Genomic DNA, 15,992 nt, shown 5'->3' with positions numbered 1-15,992 from the left:
GTGGTTTTGACTACACTGTTGGCAAAACCACACGCCTTTGTACCGACCATGAATCGATTTCAGCCGTTCTTCATCGCCACCGCGATCCTGCTCAGCGCAGGGTGGTGTTCTTGCCAGCTGACAGCAGCACCACCGCTTCCGCCATTGGAATCGGTGGATTCGGCGTCGCGTGCCAAGTGGTTGATGGAAGGCCCCGTGGTGGATTCTGAAACGGGACGGCCGATCGCAGCCTTCACCGTGATCCCGGGATCGATTTCGACGGACGATGACGGGAAAGCCACGATCCGTTGGCGCGATAATTTGAAGCGCGAGATGGGCGATGGCTTGTTGCAATGGCCTCGCACGAGTGGGTTCTCAGTGATGCGATTCAAAATTGTTGCCGAGGGTTATCGCCCCGCGATTAGCCATATCGTCCGCCGTGGCGGCCCCCACACTCGGACGCGAGTGAAGTTGGTTAAAGCTGAACCGATCGATTGATTCGAAGCGGGGGGACTCTCTTCTTTCTCTCGTGCGAGGCTCCCGCCTCGCACGCAATGTCTTCCAGGCTCCGCCTGTCCAATGGTGCCAGCGATCGTATGGTCTCACCCTGAGCCGAACGGCGTTAGCCGCGGTTTCGTGAACATACAACATACACCTCGTGCGAGGCTCCCGCCTCGCATGCAATGTCTTCCAGGCTCCGCCTGACCAATGGAGCCAGCAACCACAAAACCGTCGCTAGCGCGAACCGGCTCAGCGCATCATTCGGTCACCCATCCCTGAGCGGAACGGCGTTAGCCGTGGTTTCGTGAACACATTGACGATAACCGTGAGCTAACGCTCATCGGCTGATGTTGTGATGGGGCTTTTGCATGCGTTGTGTTGCTGCATCAGGGTAACACCCACAAAACCGTCGCTAGCGCGAACCGGCCCAGCGCATCATTCGGTCATCCATCCCTGTGCCGAACGGCGCTAGCCGCGGTTTCGTGAACATACAACATACATCTCGTGCGAGGCTCCCGCCTCGCATGCAATGTCTTCCAGGCTCCGCCTGTCCAATGGAGCCAGCAACCACAAAACCGTCGCTAGCGCGAACCGGCTCAGCGCATCATTCGGTCATCCATCCCTGAGCCGAACGGCGCTAGCCGCGGTTGTGTGAACACACTGACGATAACCGTGAGCAAACGCTCATCGGCTGATGTTGCAAGGCTCCACCCGCTTTTTCAATCTTTCCCCAACATCAGCGTTTTGATAAAGACAAATTGTCTTCTTGAATAAAACGCGACGAGGGTGAATCGATGGCTCGAAAGTGGGTTTTAGGTCTGGCACTCGGAATCACGGCTTCTGTTTCTGCCAATACCGTTTTGGCGACCGATCCAGTCGTCCAGCAAGCTGGCTCAGGCCCATTTGCTAGCGGTGCTGTTGTGCATGGGATCGAAACCGGGACCGTGGCTTCTCGAGCGTTGCGCCAGGTTTCCCACGAAGTCCCTCGCGAGCTCATTCAATTCGATATTCGTGTCGTCCAGGTGGATGCCGAAACGCGGGATGCGATCTACGCTTTGGTTGATCAAGAGACTTTGTCAACGAAGATCACTGGGATCGAAGATCAGAAATCATCCTTCGTCGATCAGGATTCCGAATCAGCGATCGACAGTTTTCATCGCACCATCGCGGGCAGCGTTATCACGACAGGCGAGTTGCCAGTAGAGCAAATCAAGTCCGTGCTGACTCTCATTCGTGACAGTGGTCAAAGCGACCTTGTCAGTGCACCTCGGATCATCGTCGCCCCCGGCCAAACGGGCGCGATTCAGAAAAAAGTCCAGCGGCCGTTCTTGTCAAAGATTAGCGAAGTGAAATTGGATGAAGAAAATGTTTCCTTCGAGGCCGGAATCGAAGTGCTCAATGAAGGTATCGATCTGGCTGTCGAAGGCGACTGGGAGGGTGATTCGCTGATCATTCGAACCAAGCTACAGCATTCACGAGTGTCTGACGTCGAAACGTTCACGATCCATGGTATCGGAGAGACAACGAAGACACTGCAGGTACCAACGCAGGAGACTCGTTTGGCATCGGCCTCAGTTGCCGTAAAGCCCGGTTATGCATTGATGTTGGATCCGTTTCTTTACCAAACGGAAGCAAACGTCGAAACGCAAGTGGCCGCGGGTTTACAAGGTGTGCCGTACGCGAAGCAGATGTTTGGCAAGCAGGTCGCGAAGGAAACCAGGACTTCGACGCTGGTCTTCATCGTCGGCCACCGTTTCGTGCACAAAGAAAACGCCAAGCCATCCGCCGAGTGATTGATTTGGGTTGATGGATGGTCTCGATATACAGCGTACCGATTAAACAACCATACACCTCGTGCGAGGCTCCCGCCTCGCATGCAATGTCTTCCAGGCTCCGCCTGTCCAATGGTGCCAGCAATCACTCAACCGTCGCTAGCGCGAACCGGCTCAGCGCATCAATCGGTCACCCATCCTGAGCCGAACGGCGTTAGCCGCGGTTTTGTGAACATACTGATGCTAACCGTGAGCTAGCGCTCATCGGCTGATGTTGTCGTGAGTGACTCGCATGGTCTGGGTGCCATGACGCAATAGCATCCATTCAACCATCGCTATCGCGTGTACGGCTCAGCCGATCATTCGTCCCCTACCCCGCGGCTGAATGATTTCGGAACCTCTAAATCCCCAGCCACCAAGCGCCGAATGCCAACCATGCGGGGATGGTGATCAAGCCGGCGAGTGACGTCCATAAAACAACCTGCAATGCGACTTGAGTGTCTTGGTCGTAAAGCTTTGCCAAGACGATCGGGAACACCGCTGATGGCATCGCGGCTTGTAGCATCGCTACGGTTCGCAAGTCGGGTGCACTGACGATCGCTCCGGTGATCAAGACTAACGCCAGCGGCAAAATCAATTGCCGCAGTGTGATCGCCGCGATGATGACACGTGGAGCACTGTACCAGCTGCCATCACGCAAAAAGTCGATGATGATCGCGCCGCTTAGCATGAGCCCCATTGGGATCGCACACGACCCCAGCGAATTCACCGCGGTCATCACCGGTGCGGGGATACGTTCGGTCAACCCAACCAAGCTCATCGCGATAGACAGAATCACAGCCCAAAGTGGGATGCTGGTCAGAGTCTTTTTCCAGCCGTCGCCGCCGGACCCGCTGATGATCGAGATTCCGATCGACCAGAGGGCGATCGAGACACCGACGTTGTGGACGATCAATTCGATTACGGCGGTCTTGTAGAAGGCATCGGCAAGTGGCAGCGGAATGTAACCGTAGTTGCAAATTCCGGCACAGAGCGCGAATGCTCGCTGCGAAGCATCCGTCTTCAGCCCGATCCGCGGACCCAGCTTTCTCGCAAGCAGCAGCGCCGCGGCGAAGCCGACCGCCGTTGTCAGGAAGCCCATCAGCGGAGCTTGCCATGTCGTTGAGATCGAATCGATTTGCTCGCCCGAGGAAAACTTCATCAAGAAGTAGGCCGGCAGCAAGACGTTGGCGGTCAGGTTCGCCATCGTGCGATCAGCTTCGGCGGTCAGCCAGCCTGCCCAACGACAAGCCGCACCAACCCCCATCACTAGAAAGACACCGATGACAGATGCGATAATGGGGCTGAATTCTTCCATGTCTGGCGTTATCTGCCAAACCGGATAGCGGTGTCAATGCTCTGGGGCAGCTTGGACGGGTTACTCGGCAAACATTCGCCCCAAGTCCGACTCAACGCCGCCTGCGTTCGCGTTGCCCGGCGAATAAAAAAGGTGGGTGAGCAACGGATGCCCTATTGTTTTTGCCGCCCCTATCACGCCTGTGGGCGATTCGAAGAAACTGGCATCGTGGCAGGCTAGCAAGCTGAAAAATTCAAGAACCTGGCATAAGATCGCCTGCCGCCGAGGCAAGTGAATGCACTCGACAGGCTTTCTGAAGATCCTTCGTCACGATCCGCTCCACTAACGCGTATTAGCGGAGCAGTCTTGGATGCGTCTCATCCCGCGTGGCTGGCGAGTCTCGGGGCCTCAATCTGTTCACCGCGACTGATCACGACCAGTCCACTATCGGTGACTTTGAAGCCTCGTGCGGCATCGGCGGCTGGGTCAAAACCGATCTCGATTTCCGCCGGAATAGAAACGCCTTTATCAACGATCACGCGACGAAGTCGGCTGCGACGTCCAACGTTGACTTCGTCAAACAGGATGCTGTCTTCTACCGAAGCGTAACTATTGACACGAACACCTGGGCCCAAAATGCTGCGTGACACGTTGCCGCCGCTGACGATCGCGCCTTGGCAGATCATTGAATCCAACGCGTAGCCACGCCGAGTCGAACCACCTTCGCTGCCAAAGACGAATTTCGGTGGTGGCAGGTTTGGCTGGAACGCGCGAACGGGCCAATGCTCGTCATACAAGTTCAGCTGAGGGTCGATCGAAATCAGGTCCATGGATGCTTCGTAGTACGCGTCGATGGTACCGACGTCACGCCAGTAAGCTTGACTCTTGCGGTTTTCGTCCATGAACGGATAAGCGCACACGACGTGCGAATCGATCGCACCGGGGATGATGTTTTTCCCAAAGTCGTGGCTGCTCTTCATGTTTGTCGCGTCATTGCACAACGCCTCATACAAGAATCTTGCGTTGAAAACGTAGATTCCCATCGACGCCAAACAGACGTCGGGATCTTCTGGCGTTGGCATCGGGGAATCCGGCTTTTCCTGGAAGCCCAGCACACGTTGGTCGGTGTCAATTTGCATGACGCCAAACTGTTTCGCTTCTTCGGTGCTGACGCGAAGGGCACCGATCGTGATGTCGGCACCACGCTTGCGATGGAATTCGACCATCGGATCGTAGTTCATCTTGTAGATGTGATCGCCAGCTAAGATGACAACGTGTTCTGGCTTCTCACGTTCGATCGCATAGATGTTTTGATAGACCGCGTCCGCCGTTCCCGAATACCAGTTGCCGGCGATTCGTTGCTGCGGCGGGACGACATCGATGAACTCTCCAAGTTCGCGACAAAAATACTGCCGCCATGCCGTGTTGATATGCCGGTCGAGCGACTGGGCTTTGTACTGAGTCAGCAACAAGAGGCGACGCATGTCGCTGTTGAGACAGTTGCTAAGAACGAAGTCGATAATCCGATACAGCCCGCCAAACGGGACCGCAGGTTTCGCTCGGTCTCGCGTCAAGGGTTCGAGACGAGAGCCTCGACCACCAGCAAGAATCACGGTCAAGATGTCACGCATAACAGAAACCTGTTCCATCCTCAGGTGTTATCCGCCACAACTTTCGGTATGGCGAATGCGTCAGGGGCAAAGATTTGTCGACTCGGTTGCCGGCATGGCACCGATACGAGCACGGCACCGATGCGATATCGGCACCGTTACCCTTTGTCGTAAGTTACCAAATCCGAAAGCCACGAAGGAATGGAAAATGGCGGATAATTCCCCTAAAACTGGATCTAAGGGTGTCAGCCTCGCGCGGTGTTACGATTGGTCTCAGATTTGCCATTGGTCTTGTCTTACTGTCACAGTGACGTTGCCTGGCACCGCAGGGACCATTGCAAAGACCTTGCGCTGCGCGTGAAGCTGTGTGTTGAATCGAACCCTGGCGATGACGGACAACCTACAGCGATATTGTCGCTCGAAAGCTGTCGTGGACTAGCGACCTGTTCCGTAAATCACAGGCTTAGGAAGATGCACAGCGATTGGATAGGGCGACCGATCCGAACCAGGCGTTCGAGCTATGGTGCGCCTGCAGTGGCCTGAGAAACCATGTGATGTGCGAGTCTGCAGCAGTGTCTTTGAGCAGTGTAAATGTGTCACTTGGTTTGCAAGTTTTTCATGGCTCTACCATTCCTTGAAACGAAGTCGACTCAAAAAAACAATCAACCTGAATCAACGGAGTCAATCACGATGCGGAAGACTTGGAATAAAGTCAGTGGTGCGTTAGGGGCAATGATTTTCGGTTCGCTTCTTACCGGTGTGATCATGACCACGCCGGTTTTCTTGCGCAATGATCCGGCCGCCCAGGAATCTGGCTTGGCAGCAGCTCCGCCAATCGCAGCCAACGCGACCGGTGGCAATACGTTGCAGGGATTCAGCGATTCCAATTCGCAGCCCTTGGGCGGTCAAAACTTGGTCGCCGCCGAGGGACTGTCCACCGCGTTTCGCAATGTCGCTAATTTCGTTCGCGAAAGCGTGGTCAGTATCAATACCAAGCAAACCCGAGTGATCGGCGGACGCCAACTGCCGCCAGGCTTTCAAGATTTTTTCAATGTGCCCCAAGCACAACCTCGTCAACGCGAAGAGACCGGGATGGGCAGCGGAGTGGTCGTTCGTCGCGATGGATACATCTTGACCAATAATCATGTTGTCGATGGAGCAGACGAGTTGCAAATCGAATTCAGCGATGGGAGCACGACGGCCGGTCGGATCGTCGGGACTGATCCGCAAACCGATCTGGCGGTCGTCAAAGTCGAACGCGAAAACTTGACCGCGATCCCGATCGGTGACTCCGAAAGGATTCAAGTTGGTGATTGGGTGATCGCCGTGGGAAGTCCCTTCGGTCTGGAGCAAACCGTTACCGCAGGAATCATCAGTGGTAAGAATCGCGTTCGTGGGATCGTCGATGATGGAGACGGTTTCGAAGACTTTTTGCAAACCGACGCCGCAATCAACCCAGGGAACTCTGGTGGTCCTTTGGTGAACCTGCGCGGTGAATTGGTGGGGATCAATACCGCGATCATGTCACGCAGCGGATCCAGCGCCGGAATCGGATTCGCCATCCCTGTTTCACTTGCCGGACCGGTGCTCAATTCGATTATCGAGCATGGTGTTGTGCGACGCGGATTTCTTGGTGCAAGCCTTGCCGATGTGAACGCCAAAACGATCCAAGGTTTCGGGCTAAAAGCACGACGCGGCGTAATGATCGAATCGGTGCTTGATGGTATGCCTGCAGCCAACGCCGGTTTGTTGCCCAACGATGTGGTGGTTTCCATCGATGGCCGGGCAATGTCTTCCAGTTCGCAAATGAAGAACTATGTCGCAAGCCGACCGCCCGGGGCGATGATGTCTCTGGAAATTAACCGCAACGGCCAGCCGATGAAGGTCCAAGTTGACTTGAAAGAGCGTACCGATGAACTGATGGCACAGTTCAATGCGGGAGACGTCTTGGGAGCGCGCGTGGTTCCCGCGACCGAATCGATCGCCAAGAAGTACAACTATTCGAATCTGCAGGGCGGTTTGGTCGTCACCGAAATTCAAGCCGACAGTGTCGCCGAACAGGCTGGCCTAATGGTGGGGGATGTGATCGAAACCGCAGGACGTTTTGAACTCGAATCGGCTCGCCAATTGGAAATGATCGTTGGTGAATACGAAAAAGCTGGCGAGCCCTTGCGGATCACCATCCGACGTGGCCAAAGGCGTATGCTAGGTGTCGTCCAGCCATAAGCCGCGCTCGGCGGAGTCGGGAAACACTTTGGCGATCCAGACCCTCGATAGGCGAGTCTGGATCGTCGCCATTCACGAAGGGTTATCTGGTGTTTGCGTGAGCCCGAAGATTTCCGCAGCGCAAATGAATCGATGGATGCCGGCGACGTTGTTGATTGCGAAGCCGGCTTGTTGGTCAGAGTTTTGATCGAACATCACACCTAGGGATCCACACAGCCACCATGAAGATTACCGGATTGAAGCTCTATCAAGTTGACTTGCCCCTATACGAAGGGAACTACAGTTGGTCGGAGGGCAAAAGTGTGGACGTTTTCGATTCGACCGTTGTCGAAGTCGAAACCGATGCCGGAATTAAAGGCTATGGCGAAGTCTGTCCGCTCGGCCCGGTTTACTTGCCCGCGTACGCAGCCGGCGCGCGGGCCGGCATTCAGAATCTTGCTCCCGCAATCATCGGCAGTGACCCACGACAACTGACTTCGCTCAACCGCTTGATGGACTACACGATGAAAGGTCATCCGTACGTCAAGTCAGCGATCGACATGGCGTGCTGGGATATACTCGGTAAGGCTTCTGGTTTGCCGGTGTGTTATTTGTTGGGCGGTCGGTATGGTGACGACGTCACGCTATACCGCGCTATCTCGCAGCGGCCGGCCAAAGAGATGGCTGGCAACGTGCAATCGTATCGAGACGAAGGGTATCGGCGTTTCCAGCTCAAAGTTGGTGGTGATCCTAACGAGGATATCGCGCGGATCCACGCCGTTGCCGAGGTGCTTCAGCCCGGTGATAAGCTTGTCGCCGATGCGAACACCGGTTGGTTGATGCACGAAGCCATGCGAGTTGCCGACGCGGTTCGCGATGTTGACGTTTACATCGAACAACCCTGTGCGTCCTATGAGCAATGCCTCAGCATCCGCCGGCATACCAATTTGCCATTCGTTTTGGACGAAGTGATCGATTCGGTCGACGCGATATTGAAAGGTGCCGCCGATCAAGCGATGGATGTCGTGAATATCAAAATCAGCAAGTTCGGTGGCTTGACCAAAGCTCGTCAGGCTCGTGACCTGTGCGTCGAATTGGGGATCGCGATGACGATCGAAGATAGCTGGGGAGGCGACATTATTACCGCAGCGATATCGCATCTGGCTCATAGCACGCCGAGCGATTTCTTGTTTACGTCGACTGATTTCAATAGCTATGTGACAAAATCAATTGCAAGCGGTGCGCCGCAGCGAGTCGACGGACGAATGTCGGCATCAACGGCACCAGGGCTCGGGATCGAACCCAAGTTTGACGCCCTAGGCGAACCCGTTTGGCAGCTCTAATTCGATTGCTCCCAATCCTCTCATGCACCCTCCTCATGCGAGGCTCCCGCCTCGCATGCGATGTCTCCCAGGCCCCGCCTACCAACCTCGTTGGACACCCATCCAACCGCCCTGAGCCGAACGGCGCTAGCCGCGGTTTCGTGTCACACAGGACTACCCTCGTGCGAGGCTCCCGCCTCGCATGCGATGTCTTCCAGGCTCCGCCTGCCAATCCCGTTGGACAACCATTCAACCGTCGCCATCGCGAACCGGCTCAGTCATCCGTTGGTCTTCCGTCCTGAGCCGAACGGCGCTAGCCGCGGTTGCGTGAACACAGGACTGCCCTCGTGCGAGGCTCCCGCCTCGCATGCATTGTCTCCCAGGCTCCGCCTGCCAATCCCGTTGGACAACCATTCAACCGTCGCCATCGCGAACCGGCTCAGTCATCCGTTGGTCTTCCGTACTGAGCCGAACGGCGCTAGCCGCGGTTGCGTGAACACAGGACTGCCCTCGTGCGAGGCTCCCGCCTCGCATGCGATGTCTCCCAGGCTCCGCCTGCCAATCCCGTTGGACAACCATCCAACCGTCGCCATCGCGAACCGGCTCAGTCATCATTCGATGATCCGTCCTGAGCCGAACGGCGTTAGCCACGGTTGTATGACACACAATGCACAAACCGTGAGCTAACGCTCAGCGGCTGACGTTGTGATGAATTCCTCGCATGCAATGTCTTCCAGGCTCCGCCTGCTAACCGCGGTTGTACAACTCCACCCACCTCCGATCAATCTTGACCTTTCGCGTCACGAGGGGCTACCCTCGCGTCATTCGAGCGGCTGATTCGGATGGTCCCTTCAAACCCTTCTGGGATCATGGTCGTGAAAGCTGGGTCGGTCGCAAAGCCCCAAAAGCAACAAATAGGAATCTGCCATGCAAGGAAAGCATCAAAACAACGCTCGAGTTTCAAACGAAGTTGCAAATCTTGAAAACGAGATTCTCAACAGTCTGACTTCGGATTCGAAAACGAAGGAAGAAAACAAGCAATTCTTCCCAGCCGATTTCTCGGCATCGGGTACCGGAAAAGGTGGCGGTGGTAACACCGGATCGATCGAACTGTAACGAGTCGATCTCTTTGCACCTTTCCGTGCAAGTTCTTCTTTGACGTGACGAGGCTGTGCCTTGTCACGTGTCTCTCAGTCATCGTTTCGATCGGCGAACGGATTTCTATCCGCGATCGTCGCGTGGACTCGTTGCTGCTCGCTCTACCGTATCACCAAGTTAGTCCGGCATGACTCAAGCGACTTTGGCACAACAGACTCCCTCTTGGGTTTGGGAATCCAACGCGGTTTTGGATTTCAAATTCGAAAAGACCGTTGCCACACTTTCGGCGGTTCGCAAAGCATTGCTACAGCGGACTTCACGATCAAAAGCCGAATCCGATTTTTGTGAACAGGTCGACTGGGCGTTGTCGCTTCCGGAACAGTGCCTCGGCCGAGTCTTACGTGATCCACAAGCCTACTTCTTCGCGCGAACAACCTACGATCTATTCCTAGGCGTCTACCTTGGTCGTGATTTGCCCAGCGGAACGCATGCGACCGTGCAGGAACAGTTCCCGGACTTGGTGGCGACTTCAGCCGAAGTCTTTGATCGTCACCTAAATCAGTTCGGATTGTTTGCGGTCTCGTTGGCACTGGCGTCAAAGCGAAGCGTTCAAATCGAACCCTTGGTCTTGGCCCTTCCGGCAATACTACCAGGAACTGCATGGTCGTTTGCGGGAACCGGGATGCTTGCCATTCATGGTGTTACCAACGGCGTCGAGTTGGACATGGCGATTGACGGCGAGCAACGATCGATAGGAATGCCGCTGGAGACCATTCAGGTCGATGGATTGTTGATTCGTGTTGCACCTTGCCTCGAACAAATCCGTTTGCAGCCATCGGCGTTCAATGTACCTGGGCTGGTCGATATTCGCTCCGTCGTTCCGGCCGAGCTTGACGGCCAGGATGACTATGTCGAGTTGTTGTCGGAAACCATCGGTTTGATTCGTCGACATGATCCTCAAACGGCAGATCAAATCGAATACGCCATGCAGGTGATCGCGTTTAAGCCACCGGGGTATGGTGGAGTGTTCAACACGAGTTGTTCGCGGCTTCCCGGGGCGGCGATTTTCACCGGGGCTCGAAGCTCGCTCGTGTTGGCCGACGACCTCATTCACGAGTTCTATCACAACCGACTGTTTGCGATCGAGGAACAAGGCAACTTCTTTGCCGCATCGAATACCACTTCGCATCAAGTTCCCGACACGGTGTATTCGCCTTGGCGAGACGATCCACGTCCCATCTATGGGCTGTTTCATGCGGCCTATGTTTTCGAACGAGTCTTGCAATTCTGGTTGTCGGCAATTGAAAGTGGCCAACTAGCCGCTAGCGAATTGCCTTATGCCAACTATCGGGCGACCAAGTTGCTCTATCAATTGCAGATTAGTCTATCTCAGTTAGTTGCGTGGGGAGACTTTACCGAACGTGGCCAAGTGATCTGTGACGCGATCATGGATTCACTAGGCCGACATGCAAGTCGCTGCGAAACACTTGGCTTGGATGGGCAAGTCGAAGCGATCACGCTATCCAACAAAGGCAACTTGCGGCGAGTTGTTGACGGCGATGGAAATCCAATGACCGTTGAAGAAGAAATTCAACGTCACATTGCGATCTATGATGTCCATGGGCGCACAGCACAAAGCCGCAAAGAGTCGCTGGTCGTCTAAGCAACCACACAACCGTCGCCATCGCGAACCGGCTCAGCCCATCCTTTGCTCCTCCGTCCTGAGCCGTAACGGCGCTAGCCGCGGTTGTATGACACACAGCACTACCCTCGTGCGAGGCTCCCGCCTCGCACGCAATGTCTTCCAGGCTCCGCCTGCCAACCCCGTTGGGCACCCATCCAACCGTCGCCATCGCGACCCGGCTCAGCCCATCCTTTGCTCCTCCGTCCTGAGCCGAACGGCGTTAGCCGCGGTTGTATGACACACAGCACTACCCTCGTGCGAGGCTCCCGCCTCGCACGCAATGTCTTCCAGGCTCCGCCTGCCAACCCCGTTGGACTACCATTCAACCGTCGCCATCGCGAACCGGCTCAGCCCATCCTTTGGTCCTCCGTCCTGAGCCGTAACGGCGCTAGCTGCGGTTATGTAATCCCACTGACGCGAACCGAGAGCTAACGCTCAGCGGCTGATGTTGCGATGAATTCCTCGCATACATTGTCTCCCAGGCTCCGCCTGCCAACCCCGTTGGACAACCAAACAACCGTCGCCATCGCGAACCGGCTCAGCATTTCGCCAGCTATCTACACCCCTGAACCGCAACGGCGTTAACCGCGGTTAACACAACCCCAAACCTCATCCAGCAACCGTACACCTAGGCCACTTTCTTGCGAGCCCCGCGAGTTACTCGGCGATACAAAAAACTGGCTGCCATCACCGGCGCTTCCCAAATCGATATGGCGCCACTCGCACAAGTCTCATTAGATCCCTCGTTCAGCGAATCTCTTTGATCGAGTTGCTTCATCGCTGAGACAAAACGTTGGTTGAATGTTTCATGCAAAGCTTGTCTCGCTTGTCCGCCGCCACCGTAATTGACAGGCAGCATCGGATTGGTGTTGATTTCCCAAACTTGAATTTTGCCGTCTTTGATCCCGTAATCGATTCGTCCAAAATCGACGCCTGCCAAATCAAAGATTCGATTGAGTGGCTCAAGATGCTCAAAGCGATCGATGTAGTCCCGTTCTTCAGCCAACAGATGTTCGTCAAGCAATTCCCATGACTTCACGCACCATGAACGGCTGAAGAACAGGTGTCGTGGGAGGATCTGGTCACCGATTTTAAAGGCGGCGTACTTTCGATAGATCCGATCTTCGTCAGCAACATCACAGTGCTCGATCACCAGTTTACGATGAGCCTTTCCCCAGCGACGTTGCCATTGTCGATAGACTTCGTCGAGCTCCTGTTGTGAATGGATCAAATTCGACAGCGGGCCTTTATGATCGTCCTCGCCTCGAACGAAGACCGGGAACGCAGTCGGTTGCGGACGATCTTCAAGTCGATACGCATTGAATTGGTTGATACCGGACTCGTGCAGTCGATGCAGCAGCGGCAATCTTCCCAGGGTTTTCTGCGGGTGATTGAGGATGCGGATCTGTGGATGTGCTTGCAGTCGATGGCAAACCGATTCCAGTCTCCGAAGATCTGCGGCGGTCAAACGCTCGTGATCGGCCAGCACGTAAGTTCCGATCGGCAGTTGGCGTTTTAGGAACAGGGTCGCGTAGCACATCGGTTGGACGATGGGCTGGAGGCACTGACATTCTGTTCGCAGGCATTTGTTGATCGTGTAGGCATGCCTTTTGGTGGTGACAAAGTAGATCATCGGAGCATCAGTGGTGGGGCGAGTCAGTCAAGGGTTCGATACCGAAAACACGGTCAATCGATCCAGTCCAGTTCTGATTCAGGGCAGTGATTTCAGCGGCGAATTTGCTTGCTGTGTTTCCTGGTAAGACTTCCGCGATGTCCGATTGAGGACGTATCGGGCGGAATCTTGGCCCGGAGAATTGGGCCTAAAGAGCCAGAAGCCTGGGCCTAAGATGCCGGGGAGGGGAAAGTCCCCGACGATGCTGGGGCGGGTCGATGAAGAAACGCTTGGTGTGAACCCCACACCCTTGCCGGTGTCAAATTGACAGGTTATTTTCAACGAAACGGCAGCGAGTATCTCGTTCACCAAGACTCGCACCGTCCGGGCGATTGGCTCAGTTGGTTAGAGCGCTGCTTTCACACGGCAGAGGTCACTGGTTCGAATCCAGTATCGCCCACTAGATAGAAGTTTCCGCTACTATCCTCAACTATCAAATCCCCTGTTTTGCCAAGCGAAACGGGGGTTTTGTCGTTTCGGACTTCACGTTCAATAGTATCAGATTCCCCCGAAATGCAACCACCAATGCAACCACCGTTCTCCGTGGTTGCATCGGTCGGAAGGGGATCTTTGATTCCCGCAGCCCTGCGAAACGCATCCTCGGTTTGCATGGCGTAGTGCTTCATGGCAACCGCTACTGTGTTGCCCAACCATGCGGCCACGTCCTTGGCTGGATACTTGGCCATCAGTTCGGTTTCACGGGATGCTCGCAAGTTTTGGAACAAACGAGGCCATGGCACATGGCCCGCTCGCTTAATGATCTTGGTGAATTGTGTCCGCAAGTTCGCGGCTGCCGATCGATAGTTGGCGACCACGTATTCCGATCCATCCGGAGCCGTGGCGTATGCCCTTTCCAAGTAGGGTCGCAGTTCTTCGAAGATCGGAACCACACGTACGCCACCATCGGCATGGTGTTCGGTCTTGCTGGCGTGAACCACCATGCGGCCCTCTGGCAAGTTCACATCGATCCAACGCAATCGCAACACTTCCGACGGACAACGCATGCCACCGTAGCGGGCCAGAGCAAGTATCGTTTGCCAATCGGGATCGCAGTGGTTCATGCAATCCTCGATCACCGATTGATCAACAAAATGTTGTCGCGCCTTGTTGCCTCCCGTGGTAGTCGGTAGGTCATCGAATGGATTGACGTTGATCAATCCTCGCTTAACAGCTTCGCCAAAGAATTGCTTGGCCATTCCAGTGCGGCGGCGGACAGTATCTTCCGCCATACTCTTCCGTTTCTGCTTGGTGTCGCGACGATTCCCCTCGGTTTTCAACCATGTTCGCCACTTGTTCGCGTCCGTAGACGTCACATCACGGAGTAGGCATCTCTTCCCAAAGTAGTCGAGCAGGTTATCGCGGGCCTTTTCGTACGTTTGTAGCGTCCCTGATTTCACGTCCTTTCGTTCGGCAAAGTATTCTTTCAACCATGCCGCAATGGTCAGCGTCCTGGCAATTCGCTTGGCTTTCGCTTCAACCAGACCGCAACGGGCCAACTTCGATTGCAGTTCATCATCGATGGTTGCCAGCCATTCGGACGTGGCCAACTCAGGCGGCCGTCTATTCTTCGCTTGAACGATCAGGTGTTCGACATGCTCTTTCGTCTCAGTCGGCGCGTGTCTTTCGTCGCCGCCCAACCAGATCGAACGATTCCGTTTATCGGAATCACGAAACTGTAACCGCCAGCCTTTGCGGCCGTTGTGGTTCTCGAAACGTAGACTTGCCATCGATCAACTCCATCAGTTGATTCCCATGAAAAAGAAAGTCCACGGCGGGCCAGCATGGGACTGGTTTTCGGCCGCTAAACCTAGCCGTGGATTAACATGATAGTCTTTGTGGTATTTACTTGGTGGTGGACTCTTTCTCCACAATATCGCAACTAACGTCTGATATTGCTCGGATCAATCGCATTGCCTTGGATTGGTCCAGCCAAAGGTTGATCTCGGATTTGTCACGTTTTCTATGTAAGCGAACGCGCACGTATGTTCGTCCATCTTCTGTTTTCTGTGATACCTCCCAGTCAATCTTTTCGAGTACACCTTCGCCTCGGTGTTGGTCGCCCATGGTATTCTCCTTTGTTAAATATCGAGTTTCGCATGTCTCTAATGGAATGTCACGAATGTGGTGGAAATGTTAGCAGCACTGCTAAGGCGTGCCCACATTGTGGCTATGAGTTCTATGGCGCTTTAACCGACGGTAAACTATTGCTTAGCGTTTGGTACGTATTAGTCGGTGCAGCAGCAGTCGTCGTGATTGTTCAGTTTGGCTTGTTTGTCTTCGGGGTGGCTACAATTGCAGACTCGGTGCAGCCTTAATCAGCACCACTGGCGATCGTCCTCTTTTAAACTCGTTTTTGGTAAGTCCAAGAACTTCCATCCTGATCAATACGCGTTTGGCAGTCCTTGGGTGTACACCAAGCTCCGTCAGTATCTTCGTGGATAGCTTCACCGGGTTGGATCGTTGGAATCCGGCCGCATACCACAACAGCACTGCCACTGCCTCCGCTCTGTTCCCACACTTCGATGCCAGCTTCATCCATTCCAGTGGTATCGGTCCACGAATGAATCGTTCGCCATCACGGTGGCGGGGAAGATCAAAAGATCGGTCGGCCTTCGGTTTCGTAGGTTTTCCCTTTGGCCGATCATCCTGGCTGGCATAGGCTTCTGCCACGTCGGATCGATTCGCCGAAAAAGTGTTTAAGTCCAGATCCATTGGTCCACCACTAATAGAAAGAGAATCCATAAATGAGAATCTATTAATAAGAGGTACGGGTCGCACATTCCGTACACCTTCGCGGACATTCGATTCAGCAA

At 54.7% G+C, this 15,992-nt stretch carries 12 protein-coding genes and 1 tRNA gene; 8 read left to right on the top strand and 5 right to left on the bottom strand.

Going from position 1 to position 15,992, the window contains the following annotated elements:
* The first annotated feature begins 48 nt into the window (after nucleotides 1-48).
* Nucleotides 49-477: a hypothetical protein gene (locus LOC67_RS07480; RefSeq protein WP_230261907.1), complete on the top strand. Its 429-nt coding sequence runs from the start codon at nucleotides 49-51 to the stop codon at nucleotides 475-477.
* A 797-nt stretch (nucleotides 478-1,274) separates the two neighbouring features.
* Entirely contained in the window at nucleotides 1,275-2,273 is a 999-nt protein-coding gene (locus LOC67_RS07475) for a hypothetical protein (RefSeq protein WP_230261906.1), read from the top strand.
* A gap of 379 nt (nucleotides 2,274-2,652) precedes the next feature.
* On the opposite strand, the gene LOC67_RS07470 is transcribed toward LOC67_RS07475, so the two are convergent.
* Both LOC67_RS07470 and glgC read right to left on the bottom strand, forming a co-directional pair.
* Entirely contained in the window at nucleotides 2,653-3,609 is a 957-nt protein-coding gene (locus LOC67_RS07470) for an AEC family transporter (protein WP_230261905.1), read from the bottom strand.
* 356 nt (nucleotides 3,610-3,965) lie between these two features.
* Nucleotides 3,966-5,237 (bottom strand): glucose-1-phosphate adenylyltransferase, encoded by a 1,272-nt coding sequence (gene glgC / locus LOC67_RS07465; RefSeq protein ID WP_261366795.1) that lies wholly within the window; start codon nucleotides 5,235-5,237, stop codon nucleotides 3,966-3,968.
* Between the two features lie 579 nt (nucleotides 5,238-5,816).
* Between glgC and LOC67_RS07460 the strand changes: the two genes are divergently transcribed.
* Both LOC67_RS07460 and LOC67_RS07455 read left to right on the top strand, forming a co-directional pair.
* On the top strand, nucleotides 5,817-7,424 hold the full coding sequence (locus LOC67_RS07460; RefSeq protein WP_230261903.1) for a Do family serine endopeptidase: 1,608 nt from the start codon (nucleotides 5,817-5,819) through the stop codon (nucleotides 7,422-7,424).
* A gap of 221 nt (nucleotides 7,425-7,645) precedes the next feature.
* Nucleotides 7,646-8,746, top strand: coding sequence for a cis-3-hydroxy-L-proline dehydratase (locus LOC67_RS07455; RefSeq protein WP_230261902.1), 1,101 nt, complete (start codon nucleotides 7,646-7,648; stop codon nucleotides 8,744-8,746).
* Nucleotides 8,747-9,139: 393 nt separating this feature from the next.
* On the opposite strand, the gene LOC67_RS07450 is transcribed toward LOC67_RS07455, so the two are convergent.
* Nucleotides 9,140-9,340 (bottom strand): hypothetical protein, encoded by a 201-nt coding sequence (locus LOC67_RS07450; RefSeq protein WP_230261901.1) that lies wholly within the window; start codon nucleotides 9,338-9,340, stop codon nucleotides 9,140-9,142.
* Nucleotides 9,341-9,652: 312 nt separating this feature from the next.
* Between LOC67_RS07450 and LOC67_RS07445 the strand changes: the two genes are divergently transcribed.
* The gene (locus tag LOC67_RS07445; RefSeq protein ID WP_230261900.1) at nucleotides 9,653-9,841 is read left to right on the top strand and encodes a hypothetical protein; all 189 of its coding nucleotides are present in this window, start codon (nucleotides 9,653-9,655) and stop codon (nucleotides 9,839-9,841) included.
* Between the two features lie 169 nt (nucleotides 9,842-10,010).
* Nucleotides 10,011-11,486 carry an aKG-HExxH-type peptide beta-hydroxylase gene (locus LOC67_RS07440; RefSeq protein WP_230261899.1) on the top strand — a complete coding sequence of 492 codons (1,476 nt, stop codon included), beginning with the start codon at nucleotides 10,011-10,013 and terminating at the stop codon, nucleotides 11,484-11,486.
* Nucleotides 11,487-12,135: 649 nt separating this feature from the next.
* Here LOC67_RS07440 and LOC67_RS07435 read toward each other — a convergent pair.
* Nucleotides 12,136-13,140, bottom strand: coding sequence for a hypothetical protein (locus LOC67_RS07435; RefSeq protein ID WP_230261898.1), 1,005 nt, complete (start codon nucleotides 13,138-13,140; stop codon nucleotides 12,136-12,138).
* 365 nt (nucleotides 13,141-13,505) lie between these two features.
* Between LOC67_RS07435 and LOC67_RS07430 the strand changes: the two genes are divergently transcribed.
* Nucleotides 13,506-13,579 (top strand) — tRNA-Val (locus LOC67_RS07430).
* Here LOC67_RS07430 and LOC67_RS07425 read toward each other — a convergent pair.
* A complete protein-coding gene (locus LOC67_RS07425) occupies nucleotides 13,539-14,906 on the bottom strand; it encodes a tyrosine-type recombinase/integrase (protein WP_230262611.1) in 1,368 nt (455 codons plus the stop codon). The genes LOC67_RS07430 and LOC67_RS07425 overlap by 41 nt on opposite strands.
* Before the next feature lie 369 nt (nucleotides 14,907-15,275).
* On the opposite strand from LOC67_RS07425, the gene LOC67_RS07420 reads away from it, so the two are divergent.
* On the top strand, nucleotides 15,276-15,494 hold the full coding sequence (locus LOC67_RS07420) for a hypothetical protein (RefSeq protein WP_230261897.1): 219 nt from the start codon (nucleotides 15,276-15,278) through the stop codon (nucleotides 15,492-15,494).
* The last annotated feature ends 498 nt before the right edge of the window (nucleotides 15,495-15,992 follow it).

It is taken from the genome of Stieleria sp. JC731, assembly GCF_020966635.1.
GTDB lineage: Bacteria > Planctomycetota > Planctomycetia > Pirellulales > Pirellulaceae > Stieleria.
This window is presented reverse-complemented; position numbering and strand designations above follow the sequence as displayed.

Bases quoted from the DNA above. Each gene is read 5' to 3' on its own strand.
- LOC67_RS07480 (WP_230261907.1), top strand. From the start codon at position 49: ATGAATCGATTTCAGCCGTTCTTCATCGCCACCGCGATCCTGCTCAGC.
- LOC67_RS07475 (WP_230261906.1), top strand. From the start codon at position 1,275: ATGGCTCGAAAGTGGGTTTTAGGTCTGGCACTCGGAATCACGGCTTCT.
- LOC67_RS07470 (WP_230261905.1), bottom strand. From the start codon at position 3,609: ATGGAAGAATTCAGCCCCATTATCGCATCTGTCATCGGTGTCTTTCTA.
- glgC (WP_261366795.1), bottom strand. From the start codon at position 5,237: ATGGAACAGGTTTCTGTTATGCGTGACATCTTGACCGTGATTCTTGCT.
- LOC67_RS07460 (WP_230261903.1), top strand. From the start codon at position 5,817: ATGGCTCTACCATTCCTTGAAACGAAGTCGACTCAAAAAAACAATCAA.
- LOC67_RS07455 (WP_230261902.1), top strand. From the start codon at position 7,646: ATGAAGATTACCGGATTGAAGCTCTATCAAGTTGACTTGCCCCTATAC.
- LOC67_RS07450 (WP_230261901.1), bottom strand. From the start codon at position 9,340: ATGATGACTGAGCCGGTTCGCGATGGCGACGGTTGGATGGTTGTCCAA.
- LOC67_RS07445 (WP_230261900.1), top strand. From the start codon at position 9,653: ATGCAAGGAAAGCATCAAAACAACGCTCGAGTTTCAAACGAAGTTGCA.
- LOC67_RS07440 (WP_230261899.1), top strand. From the start codon at position 10,011: ATGACTCAAGCGACTTTGGCACAACAGACTCCCTCTTGGGTTTGGGAA.
- LOC67_RS07435 (WP_230261898.1), bottom strand. From the start codon at position 13,140: ATGATCTACTTTGTCACCACCAAAAGGCATGCCTACACGATCAACAAA.
- LOC67_RS07425 (WP_230262611.1), bottom strand. From the start codon at position 14,906: ATGGCAAGTCTACGTTTCGAGAACCACAACGGCCGCAAAGGCTGGCGG.
- LOC67_RS07420 (WP_230261897.1), top strand. From the start codon at position 15,276: ATGTCTCTAATGGAATGTCACGAATGTGGTGGAAATGTTAGCAGCACT.